Raw genomic sequence first — 13,234 nt, forward strand, 5'->3', positions numbered from 1 at the left:
AGGTGACAGGGATGTCGAGCCTTGTATCAGGAGAGTGATGAACGTCAGCACGATCTCGAAACCGCATGAGCGTCTGGCAGAGATGCTTGCGGGCGAAATGGCAGCAGTAAACACGCTGATTCGGACGCGTATGGCGTCGGAACATGCCCCGCGCATTCCCGAAGTGACCGCGCACCTGGTCGAGGCGGGCGGTAAGCGTCTGCGCCCGATGCTGACCCTGGCGGCGGCGCAGCTGTTCGGCTATTCAGGCGACCATCACGTCAAGCTGGCTGCAACGGTCGAGTTCATTCATACCGCAACCCTGCTGCATGACGATGTCGTCGATGAAAGCGGGCAGCGGCGCGGGCGACCCACGGCAAACCTGCTATGGGACAATAAATCCAGTGTTCTGGTTGGAGATTACCTGTTTTCCCGCAGCTTTCAGTTGATGGTCGAAACCGGTTCGTTGCGGGTTCTGGATATCCTTGCAAATGCGTCGGCCACAATTGCCGAAGGCGAGGTGCTGCAGATGACAGCGGCCACCGATCTGGGCACGGATGAAAGTGTCTACCTGCAGGTTGTGCGCGGCAAGACAGCGGCGCTGTTTTCTGCCGCAACCGAAGTGGGTGGTGTGATCGCAGGCGCGACCGAGGCGCAGGTCAAGGCGCTGTATCACTATGGCGATGCGCTTGGAATCGCGTTCCAGATCGCTGATGATCTTCTGGATTATCAAGGCGATAGTGCGGCCACAGGCAAAAACGTCGGCGACGACTTCCGTGAACGAAAATTGACCCTGCCAGTGATCAAAGCCGTGGCTCAGGCAACTGCCGAGGAACACGCGTTTTGGGAACGGACGATCGGTCGCGGACGGCAGGAAGAGGGCGATCTGGATCACGCTTTGTCGCTGATGGCCAAATACCGCACACTGGATGCAACCCGCGCGGATGCGTTTGGTTGGGCGGCCAAGGCCAAGGCTGCGCTGGCGCCTCTTCCGGATCACGAAATCCGCACCCTGTTAGGCGATCTGGCCGATTACGTCGTATCGCGCCTTAACTGAGCGTCGTTGCGCGGCACCACCAGCCGGGTTGGGCCGCGCCGATCTCATAGGCAGCAAAATGGGCTGCTTTGAGCGTTGGATAAAGTGCGAAACAGGTTGAGCCTGAACCCGACATACGAACCATCAACGCGTCTCGGGTGCCTTCCAACGCCGCTATGACCTCCGCAATGCCCGGCGCTACAGATATTGCAGGTGCCTCTAAATCATTCCGCTGAGCCCTCAACCACATAGCGCAGTCTTCCGGTGTTTTGAATGCAGGGATCTCAGCAGGCATCGGTGCGTTGTCTCTGCTGTGCAAAGCGGAAAACACCGGGCCGGTGGGAACTTCAATACCCGGATTGACCAAAAGCGCCGGGAGGGGCGGCAACGCCATCGGCTCAATCTGTTCACCAATCCCGCGCATACGCGCTGCAGCAGCATGTATGCATACCGGGACATCCGCGCCGAGCGACAGCGACACGCTATCGGGCCACTCTCCCCCCTTCTTCACGGTGCGCAAAACCGCCGCAGCATCCGAGGAGCCGCCCCCGACACCGCCACCGTGCGGCAGTTGTTTGTTCAGATGAATGCGACCGGTCCAGCCTGCGGCCTCGGCGGCCTGCCAGACCAGATTGCGATCATCGGTCGGTACGCCATCCGAAAACTCACCCGTGACCGACAGAGACAGCTCGGGGCCGGAACTGAGGCTCAACTGATCCCCAACATCGGCAAAGGCCACCAACGAATCAAGCAGATGATAGCCATCCGCGCGTTGGCCGGTCACATGCAGGGTCAGGTTGATCTTGGCGGGGGCAAATGCCTCAGCCTTCATTGGCGACCTTCAGGGGTTCGGCACCTTCCTCGGCCAGAACCGCATCCAATCCGACTTCAATCTTGCGGCGGATGCGTTCAGGATCGGCTTCACCGTCGGTATCTTCAGGATCAATGAAAGATAGTGCTCGTTTCCACTGGAACTCGGCTTCACGCCCGCGACCTACGGCCCAGTAAACATCGCCCAGATGGTCATTTACCACCGGATCGACCGGCATCAGTTCAACGGCGCGCTCCATGTGGTCGACTGCTTCGTCGTACCGGCCCAGGCGGAACAACACCCAGCCCAAGCTGTCAACGATATAGCCGCTGTCAGGGCGCGCTGCGACTGCGCGTTCGATCATATTCAACGCTTCGTCCAATTTCTCGCGCCGCTCGACCAGCGAATACCCGAGATAGTTCAGCACCTGTGGTTGGTCCGGGTTCAACTCAAGCGCGCGGCGGAAATCGGCCTCGGCCTCGTCCCAGTTCTTCAGACGTTCATGCGATATCCCGCGGGCATAATGCAGGAACCAGTTTCCGCCTGCACCCTCTTCCGTCAGGCCAATCGCCTTGTCGTAAGAGGTGACCGCTGCCGCGTAATCCTCTTGCTGGCGCCGCAGGTCGGCCAAAGCTACATGCACACCGGGCAAATCGGGGCTTTGAGCGGCAAGGTTTTGCAGGACTTCGGCGGCAGCTTCTTTTCTGTCAGAGCGACTGAGGACCTCGGCGCGCCCCAGCTCGGCGGCATGATAATCGCTGCTGTCCGGAGGCACCTGCCGATAGACATCAACCGCCAGATCATATTGTTCCAGCCCATCCAACAACTCAGCGCTTAGCAAAAGCGCATCAATATGGTCAGGCCGCAGAAAGGCCGCGACGCGGGCATATAGCAGAACATAATCCTGCGCGGCCTCCGCACTCAGCGCAGCGCCAACTGTGAAGAAAACCTCGGCCATGCCATCCTGTGCAGAACGGACATGGGTAAAGGGCAGCGTTTCGCCATCAGACAGCCGGGTGGCGTAACCTTCGATGGTCGGATCACTGCCGGCGGCAAAGACGTTATCCAGAAATTCCAGCGCATCGTCGTTGCGATCCAGCTGCGACAGCACTTCGGCACGCGCCAGCGCAGCCCGGCGTGAAAAACGGGCGACCAGGCCATCATCTGCGGCAAGGATCGCCTCGGCCCCCTCAAAGTCTCCGACTGACGCCAACGCCATGGCCTTGTGATAAAGAGCAAATTCTTTCAGACCTTCCTGCGTGGTAACAACGTCAAATTGTTCCATCGCTTTGGTCATGGCGCCTTGCCCCATATGAGCCCAAGCAATCATCAGGCCATCAACCAGCGGTCCAACCCCTTGCGTTTCAGGATCGCGGGCCAGAAATTCATCCAGCTTGCCATCTGCCACCAGATTGGCGGCGATCACCATCCGAGCGGCCTGGCTGGGCAGTTCATTTTCCTCGATAACTTCGGCGACGGTCAGGGCCCGCTCAATCTCACCCAAAGCGAGCCGGGCGACGACCACGTTTTCCAGCAGTTTCGGATTTTGGGGATCAGCGCGAAGCGCCTGCGCATAGTAACGCTCGGCAGCGGGATAGTCGCTCTCATAAATCGCCTGACGCCCGGCCAGATACGACCCCGATCCGGTATCCGATACCGCAGGAAACGCGATTGAAGAACTGAGGATCACGGCCAGAGCCGCGCGTCGAACCAGGGAAACCACTGATAATCTGCCTTGCTGTCGTTGACTGACCGACAAGCTAGGGCTTTGCTGGGCGAGAGGCAATGGCAGGGCCTTCACGACCCTGCCAACGCCCGTGTTCTTGCCTACATATTGGGGTAGTTCGGCCCGTCGCCGCCCTGCGGTGTAGTCCAGGTGATGTTCTGGCTGGGATCCTTGATGTCACAGGTTTTGCAGTGAACACAGTTCTGGAAGTTGATCACGAATCGCGGCCCGTCTTCATCCTCGACCATCTCATAGACGCCTGCGGGACAGTAACGCTGTGCCGGCTCGTCGAATTTGGGCAGGTTGACCTTAACCGGGATGTCCGGGTCGGCCAGTTTCAGATGGCAAGGCTGGCTTTCCTCGTGGTTGGTGGCCGCAAACGATACGTTCGTCAGGCGGTCAAAGGACAGTGTGCCATCGGGTTTCGGATAGTCGATGGGTTGATGCTTGCTGGCATCTTCGGTCGATTCCGCGTCGTTCTTGCCGTGGCCCAGCGTGCCCAGCAGCGAGAAGCCCAGCGTGTTGGTCCACATGTCCATACCGCCCAGTACCAGGCTGGCGGTCAGGCCGTATTTCGACCACAGCGGTTTGACGTTGCGCACCTTCTTCAGATCCGAGCCGATTGCACCATCGCGAACGTCGGCCTCATAAGCGGTCAGCTCATCACCCGAACGCTCGGCCTTGATGGCGTCATAGGCGGCCTCGGCCGCGGCCTTGCCTGACAGCATCGCGTTGTGGTTGCCCTTGATGCGCGGCACGTTGACCATGCCCGCCGAGCAACCCAACAGCGCAACACCCGGTGCGACCAGTTTCGGCATCGACTGGTAGCCACCCTCGGTGATCGCGCGGGCACCATAAGCCACACGCTTGCCGCCCTTAAGCAGGTCAGCCACCATCGGGTGATGCTTGAAGCGCTGGAATTCCATGTAGGGGTACAGGTGCGGGTTTTTGTAGTTCAGGTGAACCACAAAGCCGACATAGACCTGATTGTTTTCAAGGTGATAGATGAACGACCCGCCACCCGCGTTGCTGCCCAGCGGCCAGCCCATGGTGTGCGTGACGCTGCCTTCTTTGTGCTTGGCCGGGTCGATCTCCCAGATCTCTTTCATGCCAACGCCGTATTTCTGCGGCTCTTTACCGGCAGACAGGTCGTATTTGGCGATGACTTCCTTGGACAGTGAGCCGCGCACGCCTTCCGACAGAAAGACATATTTACCATGCAGTTCCATGCCCGGTTCGGTGTTGGGGCCGTAGGATCCGTCTGGCTCCAGACCAAATACACCGGCTACAACGCCTTTGACTTCACCGTTCTCACCGTAGACCAGCTCGGAACAGGCCATGCCGGGGAAGATTTCGACGCCTAGTTCTTCGGCCTGCTCTGCCATCCAGCGGCAGACATTGCCCATCGAGACGATGTAGTTGCCGTGGTTGTTCATCAGCGGCGGCATCGGGAAATTGGGGATGCGGATCTTGCCAGCCTCGCCCAGCATGTAGAAATTGTCTTCATGCACAGGCACGTTCAGCGGGGCACCCTTTTCCTTCCAATCGGGGATCAGAGCATCCAGACCACAAGGGTCCAGCACCGCACCCGACAGGATATGCGCACCCACTTCCGAACCCTTCTCTAGAACCACGACGTTCAGGTCGGCATCCAGCTGTTTCAGACGGATGGCCGCAGACAGGCCCGCAGGGCCAGCACCCACGATCACCACGTCATATTCCATCGCTTCGCGTTCAATCTCGGCCATCGCGGGCTCCTTAGCTAACTTTCCGAATTGGCGCTTTCTTCATGCGGTCGGCGCAATATTGTTTCACGGCTGATTACATGGTCATAAAGACTTTGGTCAATCGAAACACGGCGTAACAACGCCGCTATTCGACACTTCAGGCTCCGGGTGCGTCCCCCATAAGGTATCTGGGACCGCTACCATGGGATTTGGCCCTGTCATCGGGGTTGTAAAGCTTGCATTTCGGCAGGCTGAGGCAGCCACAACCAATACATCCATCCAGATTGTCGCGCAGTCGCATCAGCGTATCGATTCGCTGATCCAGATGCGTGCGCAGCCGTTCGCTGATACTCTTCCAGTCCTGAGGCGTCGGTGTGCGATTTCCTGGCAAGCCCGACAATACCTCGCGGATCTCGGGCAAAGTCAGACCGAATTGCTGCGCGATCATCACAAAGCTTAGCCGTCGGATATCGGCGCGCTGATAACGCCGCTGCCCACCCGCGTTACGCCATGGAGATATCAAACCTTGCGCCTCGTAGTATCGGATCGCCGACACCGCCAACCCGGTGCGCCGGGCCAATGCTCCAATCGCCAGACCTTCCGAAACAACCATTACATCCTCCCAAAGAAATCTCTTGACCTAAAGTTAGGTTTAGAAATTACAGTGAGTCGGGACAAGCCTCAAATTGGAAGGAGAATCCCATGATGGCGACGCTGGAACATACTAATTTCACGGTCCGCGACCCAAAGGCATCTGCGGCGTGGATGCAGAAAGTCTTCGACTGGAAAACACGCTGGGAAGGCCCTGCCATTGCCGGTGGCTATACGGTGCATGTGGGCAGCCCGCATACCTATCTGGCACTCTACGCCCCCGGCGATCCCAAGCCATCAGGCGAAAACAGCTATGATTTCGTGGGCGGCTTGAACCATGTAGGTGTGCTGGTCGAGGATATCGACGCCACCGAGGAAAAGGTCCGCAAAGCGGGATTTGAACCGCACAACCACGCAGACTATGAGCCAGGCAAGCGGTTCTATTTCGAAGATGACAATGGCATCGAATTCGAAGTGGTTCAGTATGATTGAGATGCTGTGGCTTGGGCACGAAGCCAGCCGTTGGCGAAGTGGAGAATTGTTGGGACAGCGCCACAGGCGCACCCGCCCCCCCCGGAACGGCGGCGCTAAGTTGCGAGTTTACTGACAACGCACACCTCCCCTCTTGCAATTCACGCCTCATTTGGGTCAGGTAATTGCCAACCCATCCTTCGCCCCGACGCTATTGTGCGGCGGGGCGTAACAATTTCTGCGTGGACGACAAGACAATGGAAAAGATCCCCATGACGCCTTCGGGCAATGCCGCGCTCGAGGCAGAGCTGAAGAATCTGAAATCCGTCGAGCGCCCGGCGATCATCGAGGCGATTGCCTCAGCCCGCGAACTGGGCGACCTGAAAGAAAACGCCGAATACCACTCGGCGCGCGAAAAGCAGGGCTTTATCGAAGGCCGCATCAAAGAGCTTGAAGGCATCCTGTCGCTGGCAGATGTCATTGATCCGGCCAAACTGTCAGGGGCTATCAAGTTCGGCGCGAAGGTCACGTTGGTGGATGAAGATACCGACGAAGAAAAGACCTGGCAGATCGTGGGTGAGTATGAGGCCAATATCGAAGCGGGCCTTCTGAACATCAAATCCCCCATCGCCCGCGCCCTGATTGGCAAAGAAGAAGGCGACAGTGTCGAGGTCCGCACCCCCGGAGGCGTGCGCTCTTATGAAGTTCTGAATATCGAATACGCCTGACCGGAGCGTTTGTCATGTCAGGGTCTGAACCTGAGCAAGAACCCGAGAAACCCACCTCGCTGGGTATCTACGACCGTCCGGCGCACCGTTCGGTCACCGAGATCGAGATTGCAGCAGTTGTTCTCAGCCTGATCTGGCTGGTGGTGTCAGTCGTGTTTCTGGTACTGCCCGGCGGGCAACAAGGAGGGTTCATCGTCACCTTCCTGGCGGTGTTCATGCCGGTCGCAATGATCTGGGTCGCAGCCCTTGCGATGCGCGCCAGCCGAGTGATGCGCGAAGAAAGCGCCCGCCTGCAGACAGCCATCGATGCGATCCGCAACAGCTATGTCGTTCAGCAACAACGCGCGGCCAGCACGTATGAGCCGAGGGTCGGCAAGAAACTGGATGAAATCGCCGAAAGCGCAAAAAAGACCGAGAGCGCGCTGGCGACATTCTCGACCAATCGCGGTGAACCCGGGCGCACCCAAAGGCCCGCGCCGGACATGGCCAATCAGACTTCGTTGGAACTTGGCACCTCAGCGGAAGAAATTGCGCCCCCGTTGCCCACCGACATCTTTATCCGCGCCCTGAACTTCCCCGAGACGCAAAGCGATGCCGAGGGATTTAACGCGCTGCGGCTTGCATTGAAAGATCGCAAGACCTCGAAACTTGTGCAGGCCTCACAAGATGTTCTGACCCTTCTCAGCCAGGAAGGCATCTATATGGATGACCTGCGCCCCGATATGGCCCGACCCGAAGTCTGGCGGCAATTTGCCCAAGGCGCGCGCGGGCGGTCGGTGGCTGCCTTGGGTGGCATTCGGGACCGTTCGTCACTGGCGCTGACTGCGGCGCGGATGAAACAGGATCCGATCTTTCGCGATGCCGCACACCATTTCCTACGCCGCTTTGACCATATGATCGTCGAGTTCGAACCTAATGCCAGCGATGCCGAGCTTACAGCCCTGGGCGAAACCCGCACAGCGCGTGCCTTCATGCTGGTGGGACGTGTCGCAGGGACGTTCGATTAAAGCCCAAAACTCCCGTAGGGTATGAACCTCACCAGATCGCCGGGCTTGATATCGCGGGCACCGTCCTCGATTTCGACCAAGCCTTCGGCCCAGCTCAGCCCGCTGATCCGGCCAGATCCTTCCGAATGGAATACCTCGGCCTGTCCTTCACGGATGCGCGCCCGCAGATATTCGCGACGCCCTGGTTTCTTGCGCTTTTCGAACGCGGCGGGCACGTCGAAGCCTTGCGGCTCTTGCCAGCCTGCACCGGCCAGCAGGTTCAGTGCTGGGCAGGCAAAGATCAACGTGCAAACCAGTGCTGCCACCGGATTGCCCGGCAAGCCAAACACCGGCGTCTGATCCCACATGCCCAGCGCCAAAGGCCGCCCGGGTTTTAGTGCGATGCGCCATTCCTGCATCGCCCCGGCCTCTCGCAACAATGCCGAGACGTGATCTTCATCGCCGGCGGAGGCGCCGCCACTGGTAAGGATTACATCCACTTGCTGAGCTGCGCGATCCAAATGCTGTTTCAGCGCCGCGCGATCATCCTCGGCGCGCCCAAGATCAACCGATTTGAATCCAATCCGCTCGGCCAGTGACAGCAGCATCGGACGATTGGCATCATAAATCTGCCCCAGTCCGGCGCTGTCACCCGGCTCGACCAGCTCATCCCCGGTCGATAGCACTCCGACCCGCAAAACCTTGCGGACAGAAACCTCAGTCAGACCAACCGCCGACAAAAGCGCCAGATCCGTTGGTGTTAAACGCCGCCCAACTGGCAAGGTCAGCGCGCCTTCAACCACGTCTTCGCCTGCCTTTCGCGTGTTCGCGCCCTGTTTTAACGGACCTCGGAATGCAATGTGCCCCTGATCAAAGGTCACATCCTCTTCCAATATGACCGTATTAACACCCTTTGGCAGTGCAGCTCCGGTAAGAATGCGTATCGCATGGCCCTCTGGGACCTCACCGTCAAAGGGTACACCCGCGGCCGCCCGGCCCTCTACCAAAGGCATGACACAGGGTCCGTCCGGCACCGGACCGGCAAATCCGTACCCATCGACAGCGGTGTTGGGCTGAGGCGGGTTTGATCGTTTGGCCGACACGTCCACCGCCAGAACTCGGCCCGCCGCCCGCATCACGGGCACGTTTTCAACCCCAGCTACAACCGACAATCTGTCTCGCAAAAGCGCCAGAGCCTCATCAACGGGTGTCCAGTTCACCCCTGCAGGCAAGGCGAAACAATCATTGCGCAAGGGCGGAGGTGAGATATCCGACGTGCTCATAATCCGACCTCTTCCAGGATAAAATCTGCAATGGCCGCCGTATCATCCAGATCAAACACCGGGCAATCCAATTCCAAAGGCGTATCACTTGCAACCGCGCGAACCGTGTCATCATCCGTGGCGATCAGCGGATTTTCGGGTTCTGCGCGAAACGCTTCGATCTTGGGGTGACGCTCGCGCTTGAAGCCTTCGATCAACACCAGATCGACCGGAGACAAACGCGGCAGCAAGGTGTCCAGCTTCGGCTCGGGCGCACCGCGCAACTCCTGCATCAGTGCGATCCGCTGGCCGGATGCCAACAGCACTTCGGACGCACCCGCCGCGCGATGCCGCTGGCTGTCGGTACCCGGCTGGTCGACGTCGACGGAATGATGCGCATGTTTAACGGTGGAAACGGTATACCCACGTCCGGTGATTTCAGCCACCAGCCGTTCCACTAGGCCGGTTTTGCCCGCGTTTTTCCAACCGGTGACGCCGTAGACCCTCATACCTGCTCCAACAAGGTTTCAGCGCGGGCCAGATCATCGGGAGTGTTGACGTTGAAGAACGGATCAAACGGCTGGGCCGAAAACAGCGCCTCTCGCCCATCATGCTGGTCAGTCCACAGGACAACCTTGCGCAATCCAGCGTTCAACGCCTCCCTCAGATCATCGCGCAATGCTACCGGCCAGAGCCCAAAGGTCGGGTGCCGATTGACCCGCTTGCCGCCGCCGGATTTCAAAGCCTCGTCACCCGTGCGCGGGGTGGTTGCCAGAACGAGTGGGTGTTTCTGACCTTCGGATGCGTGCACCAGTTGCGCCACAAGATCATGCGGAAAGAACGGAGTATCCGCCGCAACCGTCACGATAGATTGAGCGCCCTGTTCAGCGGCCCAATCAAGCCCGGCCAAAACACCGGCCAGCGGTCCTGCAAAGCCCTCGATCGAGTCCGAAACAACCGGCAAGTTCAAGCGGGTAAACCGTTCGGCATCGCCGTTGGCGTTCAAAGCCAGCCCGCCGACCTGAGGGCGCAGCCTGTCTATCACCCGATCCAGCAGGCTCTGCCCGCCGATCTGCAACAGCCCTTTATCGCCGCCTCCCATTCGCGTTGCGAGGCCGCCTGCCAGAATAACCCCCAGCGGTTTTTGCGACTGTTCAGCCATCGGCACTTTTCCTGCGATGTTTTTTGTCCTCAATCGCCACGCTCGACGGATCAACATCGCGCACCAATCGGTCTTCGCCCGACAAACACACGAACCGCTGCCCGCGCATCCGGCCGATTAGAGTCAAACCGACCTCGCGCGCGATCTCGACACCCCAGGCGGTGAATCCCGATCGCGAAGCGAGAACAGGGATGCCCATCATTGCCGTTTTGATCACCATTTCCGAGGTCAAACGACCGGTCGTATAGAGGATCTTGTCAGACGCAGTCGCACCCTCGGAGAGCATCCAGCCTGCGATCTTGTCGACCGCGTTATGGCGGCCCACGTCTTCCATATAAACCAACGGGTGGCTTTCATGACAAAGCACCGTGCCATGGATGGCACCCGCCTCGAGGTACAGAGACGGGGTGCGGTTGATCTTCGACGCCAACTCATACAGCCACGAGGTGCGCACCGAGACCTGTGGCAGGCGCACGTCCTCTAGCCCCTCCATCATGTCTCCGAACACAGTGCCTACTGCGCAACCGCTGGTGCGGGTCTTCTTCTTCAGCTTGTCCTCGTATGAGGTCTCACGCGCTGTACGCACGACCACGGTTTCCAGATCGTCGTCATAGTCGACCCGAGTAATTTCATCATCTGCAAGCAGCATCCCCTGATTACGCAGAAACCCGAGCGCAAGGTATTCAGGATAGTCGCCGATGGTCATTGCCGTCACGATTTCCTGTGAGTTGAGGAAAATGGTCAGCGGGCGTTCCTCGACCACTGAGATCTGACTTATCTCACCATTCTGGTCCACACCCTCGACACCGCGCGTCAGGCGGGCAGCCCCCGGATCGGGCGCAATGAGGTAGTCTGACAGGTCGATCTCCGTGGCCAATTGCAACCCCTTCCCAAGACGGCTACTGCTGCTCGCGTCACCATAGGATTTAGCCATGGCCTCTGCCACATCCAAGTCGTACTTCTGGATAGGTTTTCGCGACGGGACGCCGTTTATCTTCGTCGCCATGCCCTTTGGCCTTCTGTTTGGTGTTTTTGCCACAGAAGCAGGGCTGGATATCATCCAGACGATGGCCTTTTCCGCCACGGTGTTTGCCGGCGCCGCTCAGTTCACCGCATTGCAATTGCTCCAGGACAATACACCAACGGTTATCGTTCTGATCTCGGCCCTGGCTGTGAACCTGCGGGTGGCCATGTATTCGGCTTCACTGACCCCTTATCTGGGGGCGGCTCCGCTGTGGCAACGGGCCCTTGGAGCCTATCTTATTGTTGATCAGTCTTACGCCTGTTCGATTGTCCGATTCGAGAAAGAACCGGATATGTCCGTGCCTCAGCGCATGGCGTACTTCGTCGGCTCGGTCACGCCGATCACGCCGCTTTGGATACTCGCCACTTATCTGGGTGCTGTTCTGGGGGCGCAGATTCCGGAAAGCTGGGCTCTGGATTTTGCGCTGCCGATCACGTTCTTGTCCATGATCGGACCGATGATGCGCACCATGGCGCATGTTGTAGCCGCGCTGGTCGCGATTGTTGTCGCCCTGCTCTGCGTGGCAGTGCCGTTCAATCTTGGACTGTTGATCGCAGGAATAGCCGGGATGATGGCAGGTGCGCAGGCTGAATTGATGTTAGAGCGAAAAAAGTCATGACGCAGATCGACTCGACAACCATGTGGATCATCATCGTAGGTCTGGCTATAGGCAGCTACCTTCTGCGCTTTACCTTTATCGGGCTGGTTGGCGACCGCCCGATGCCGCCCTGGCTTCTGCGGCACCTGAGATACACAGCAGTGGCGATTCTGCCTGCCCTGATCGCACCTTTGGTAGTCTGGCCGACAGCCACCGAAGGACAACCGGATATGCCGCGCATGGCGGCTGCGGCAGTTGCGTTGACGGTAGGAATTGTAACGAAAAACGTCATAGCGGCCATCTTTTCAGGGGCCGCCACGCTTTACGGTCTGCTTTACCTAGTTGGTTGAGACCGCTTCAAGCTGATTGAGACGCGCATTGTTTTCCGCCAGCCCCTGCTGCAGATCAGCCGAGTCATTCTCACGATAGTCCGTGGTCACAACGCCTGGAATCTGACCAAACTGATCGGATAGCTTCACCGGGTAGAATGTTGTTTTGATTTGCTCGAACCCCGGGACCTGTTGCAGCAATTGCGAGGTCGAATTTGCACAAAAAGCCTGCGAAACCGGGCCCATCTGCTTGGCCAATTGCAGCGCGATCTCGGCCTGCTGTGGCGTCACTTCGATCGTCTGAATACGGGCATAATGCGTCTCGCGCGCATGACTGCTACGATAGGCGCGTTCAACATTTGGCGTGATGCCATAAAGGACATCATTCTTGATCGGCACCACATCCGCCCGGAACGATCCGGCAGGATCAAATATGACCCGCTCGCTGCCGCTGATCATCAGCGACGTGTGTGCCCCCGATCCGGTGCGCGTGCTGATCATCGTATAGAGCGTCAGTGTCGATGGCCCCGGATCACGATAGGACCGAGCCACGATTTCCGAGGGATCAGCCTGCGGGCGCTGCGATCCCGCGCAACCCGCAACTGTCACTGCCAGCAGGCAGGCAATCAGAATCCTGAACAAGAGATGCGCCTCGTGTACCGTTTAGGCCGCAAAGACCGCCAGGAACAGGCAAAGGAGTACAATTGCCACCACGCACCACGTGGTGAATTTGATGAAACCGTCAAAGGTTTTTGTTTGAACGGTGATGTCCATCTCGCCGTGCTTGTGATCAGCCATGTTTAT

At 58.6% G+C, this 13,234-nt stretch carries 16 protein-coding genes; 6 read left to right on the forward strand and 10 right to left on the reverse strand.

The genetic code is table 11. The annotated features are described in order from the left end of the window. Positions 1-37 precede the first annotated feature (37 nt). Complete coding sequence (locus tag ACR0MJ_RS16400) at positions 38-1,036, forward strand: polyprenyl synthetase family protein (protein ID WP_480707102.1); 999 nt, start codon at positions 38-40, stop codon at positions 1,034-1,036. Here ACR0MJ_RS16400 and ACR0MJ_RS16405 read toward each other — a convergent pair. From ACR0MJ_RS16405 to soxR, 4 genes are all read right to left on the reverse strand, one after another. Further along, positions 1,029-1,847 carry a 4-(cytidine 5'-diphospho)-2-C-methyl-D-erythritol kinase gene (locus ACR0MJ_RS16405; protein WP_480761768.1) on the reverse strand — a complete coding sequence of 273 codons (819 nt, stop codon included), beginning with the start codon at positions 1,845-1,847 and terminating at the stop codon, positions 1,029-1,031. The two genes, ACR0MJ_RS16400 and ACR0MJ_RS16405, sit on opposite strands and share 8 nt — an antisense overlap. Then, positions 1,837-3,549, reverse strand: coding sequence for a tetratricopeptide repeat protein (locus ACR0MJ_RS16410; RefSeq protein WP_480761769.1), 1,713 nt, complete (start codon positions 3,547-3,549; stop codon positions 1,837-1,839). Before ACR0MJ_RS16410 ends, ACR0MJ_RS16405 begins: the two co-directional genes overlap by 11 nt. Positions 3,550-3,653: 104 nt before the next feature. Then, a complete protein-coding gene (locus tag ACR0MJ_RS16415; RefSeq protein WP_170626187.1) occupies positions 3,654-5,300 on the reverse strand; it encodes an electron transfer flavoprotein-ubiquinone oxidoreductase in 1,647 nt (548 codons plus the stop codon). A 136-nt stretch (positions 5,301-5,436) separates the two neighbouring features. Then, positions 5,437-5,892, reverse strand: a complete 456-nt coding sequence (gene soxR / locus ACR0MJ_RS16420; RefSeq protein ID WP_170612843.1) for a redox-sensitive transcriptional activator SoxR — start codon at positions 5,890-5,892, stop codon at positions 5,437-5,439. Between the two features lie 89 nt (positions 5,893-5,981). Here soxR and ACR0MJ_RS16425 point away from each other — a divergent pair, with 89 nt between their 5' ends. From ACR0MJ_RS16425 to ACR0MJ_RS16435, 3 genes are all read left to right on the forward strand, one after another. Then, positions 5,982-6,362 carry a VOC family protein gene (locus ACR0MJ_RS16425; RefSeq protein WP_170408363.1) on the forward strand — a complete coding sequence of 127 codons (381 nt, stop codon included), beginning with the start codon at positions 5,982-5,984 and terminating at the stop codon, positions 6,360-6,362. A gap of 236 nt (positions 6,363-6,598) precedes the next feature. Next, positions 6,599-7,069, forward strand: coding sequence for a transcription elongation factor GreA (gene greA, locus ACR0MJ_RS16430; RefSeq protein WP_170408364.1), 471 nt, complete (start codon positions 6,599-6,601; stop codon positions 7,067-7,069). Positions 7,070-7,083: 14 nt separating this feature from the next. After that, positions 7,084-8,076: a hypothetical protein gene (locus ACR0MJ_RS16435; protein ID WP_480761771.1), complete on the forward strand. Its 993-nt coding sequence runs from the start codon at positions 7,084-7,086 to the stop codon at positions 8,074-8,076. On the opposite strand, the gene ACR0MJ_RS16440 is transcribed toward ACR0MJ_RS16435, so the two are convergent. The 4 genes from ACR0MJ_RS16440 to ACR0MJ_RS16455 are packed head-to-tail and all read right to left on the reverse strand — an operon-like array spanning position 8,073 to position 11,413. Next, positions 8,073-9,338, reverse strand: coding sequence for a molybdenum cofactor synthesis domain-containing protein (locus tag ACR0MJ_RS16440; RefSeq protein ID WP_480761773.1), 1,266 nt, complete (start codon positions 9,336-9,338; stop codon positions 8,073-8,075). The two genes, ACR0MJ_RS16435 and ACR0MJ_RS16440, sit on opposite strands and share 4 nt — an antisense overlap. Continuing rightward, complete coding sequence (gene mobB, locus ACR0MJ_RS16445) at positions 9,335-9,826, reverse strand: molybdopterin-guanine dinucleotide biosynthesis protein B (RefSeq protein WP_170408367.1); 492 nt, start codon at positions 9,824-9,826, stop codon at positions 9,335-9,337. Before mobB ends, ACR0MJ_RS16440 begins: the two co-directional genes overlap by 4 nt. Then, positions 9,823-10,479: a molybdenum cofactor guanylyltransferase MobA gene (gene mobA / locus ACR0MJ_RS16450; RefSeq protein WP_480587292.1), complete on the reverse strand. Its 657-nt coding sequence runs from the start codon at positions 10,477-10,479 to the stop codon at positions 9,823-9,825. The genes mobB and mobA overlap by 4 nt, the downstream gene beginning before the upstream one ends. Continuing rightward, the gene (locus ACR0MJ_RS16455; protein WP_255612005.1) at positions 10,472-11,413 is read right to left on the reverse strand and encodes a formate dehydrogenase accessory sulfurtransferase FdhD; all 942 of its coding nucleotides are present in this window, start codon (positions 11,411-11,413) and stop codon (positions 10,472-10,474) included. Before ACR0MJ_RS16455 ends, mobA begins: the two co-directional genes overlap by 8 nt. Here ACR0MJ_RS16455 and ACR0MJ_RS16460 point away from each other — a divergent pair. Further along, a complete protein-coding gene (locus ACR0MJ_RS16460; RefSeq protein WP_480761775.1) occupies positions 11,412-12,122 on the forward strand; it encodes an AzlC family ABC transporter permease in 711 nt (236 codons plus the stop codon). The genes ACR0MJ_RS16455 and ACR0MJ_RS16460 overlap by 2 nt on opposite strands. Continuing rightward, the gene (locus ACR0MJ_RS16465) at positions 12,119-12,451 is read left to right on the forward strand and encodes an AzlD domain-containing protein (RefSeq protein ID WP_480761777.1); all 333 of its coding nucleotides are present in this window, start codon (positions 12,119-12,121) and stop codon (positions 12,449-12,451) included. The genes ACR0MJ_RS16460 and ACR0MJ_RS16465 overlap by 4 nt, the downstream gene beginning before the upstream one ends. Here the strand turns inward: ACR0MJ_RS16465 and ACR0MJ_RS16470 are convergent. Together ACR0MJ_RS16470 and ACR0MJ_RS16475 are read right to left on the reverse strand one after the other, a co-directional pair. Further along, on the reverse strand, positions 12,440-13,072 hold the full coding sequence (locus tag ACR0MJ_RS16470; protein WP_170395709.1) for a hypothetical protein: 633 nt from the start codon (positions 13,070-13,072) through the stop codon (positions 12,440-12,442). The genes ACR0MJ_RS16465 and ACR0MJ_RS16470 overlap by 12 nt on opposite strands. Before the next feature lie 21 nt (positions 13,073-13,093). Then, positions 13,094-13,228, reverse strand: coding sequence for an aa3-type cytochrome c oxidase subunit IV (locus ACR0MJ_RS16475; protein WP_170395707.1), 135 nt, complete (start codon positions 13,226-13,228; stop codon positions 13,094-13,096). Between the last annotated feature and the right edge of the window lie 6 nt (positions 13,229-13,234).

The sequence above is a fragment of the Ruegeria sp. C6 genome (assembly GCF_056537625.1).

Bases quoted from the DNA above. Each gene is read 5' to 3' on its own strand.
- ACR0MJ_RS16400 (WP_480707102.1), top strand. From the start codon at position 38: ATGAACGTCAGCACGATCTCGAAACCGCATGAGCGTCTGGCAGAGATG.
- ACR0MJ_RS16405 (WP_480761768.1), bottom strand. From the start codon at position 1,847: ATGAAGGCTGAGGCATTTGCCCCCGCCAAGATCAACCTGACCCTGCAT.
- ACR0MJ_RS16415 (WP_170626187.1), bottom strand. From the start codon at position 5,300: ATGGCCGAGATTGAACGCGAAGCGATGGAATATGACGTGGTGATCGTG.
- soxR (WP_170612843.1), bottom strand. From the start codon at position 5,892: ATGGTTGTTTCGGAAGGTCTGGCGATTGGAGCATTGGCCCGGCGCACC.
- ACR0MJ_RS16425 (WP_170408363.1), top strand. From the start codon at position 5,982: ATGATGGCGACGCTGGAACATACTAATTTCACGGTCCGCGACCCAAAG.
- greA (WP_170408364.1), top strand. From the start codon at position 6,599: ATGGAAAAGATCCCCATGACGCCTTCGGGCAATGCCGCGCTCGAGGCA.
- ACR0MJ_RS16435 (WP_480761771.1), top strand. From the start codon at position 7,084: ATGTCAGGGTCTGAACCTGAGCAAGAACCCGAGAAACCCACCTCGCTG.
- ACR0MJ_RS16440 (WP_480761773.1), bottom strand. From the start codon at position 9,338: ATGAGCACGTCGGATATCTCACCTCCGCCCTTGCGCAATGATTGTTTC.
- mobB (WP_170408367.1), bottom strand. From the start codon at position 9,826: ATGAGGGTCTACGGCGTCACCGGTTGGAAAAACGCGGGCAAAACCGGC.
- mobA (WP_480587292.1), bottom strand. From the start codon at position 10,479: ATGGCTGAACAGTCGCAAAAACCGCTGGGGGTTATTCTGGCAGGCGGC.
- ACR0MJ_RS16460 (WP_480761775.1), top strand. From the start codon at position 11,412: ATGGCCTCTGCCACATCCAAGTCGTACTTCTGGATAGGTTTTCGCGAC.
- ACR0MJ_RS16455 (WP_255612005.1), bottom strand. From the start codon at position 11,413: ATGGCTAAATCCTATGGTGACGCGAGCAGCAGTAGCCGTCTTGGGAAG.
- ACR0MJ_RS16465 (WP_480761777.1), top strand. From the start codon at position 12,119: ATGACGCAGATCGACTCGACAACCATGTGGATCATCATCGTAGGTCTG.
- ACR0MJ_RS16475 (WP_170395707.1), bottom strand. From the start codon at position 13,228: ATGGCTGATCACAAGCACGGCGAGATGGACATCACCGTTCAAACAAAA.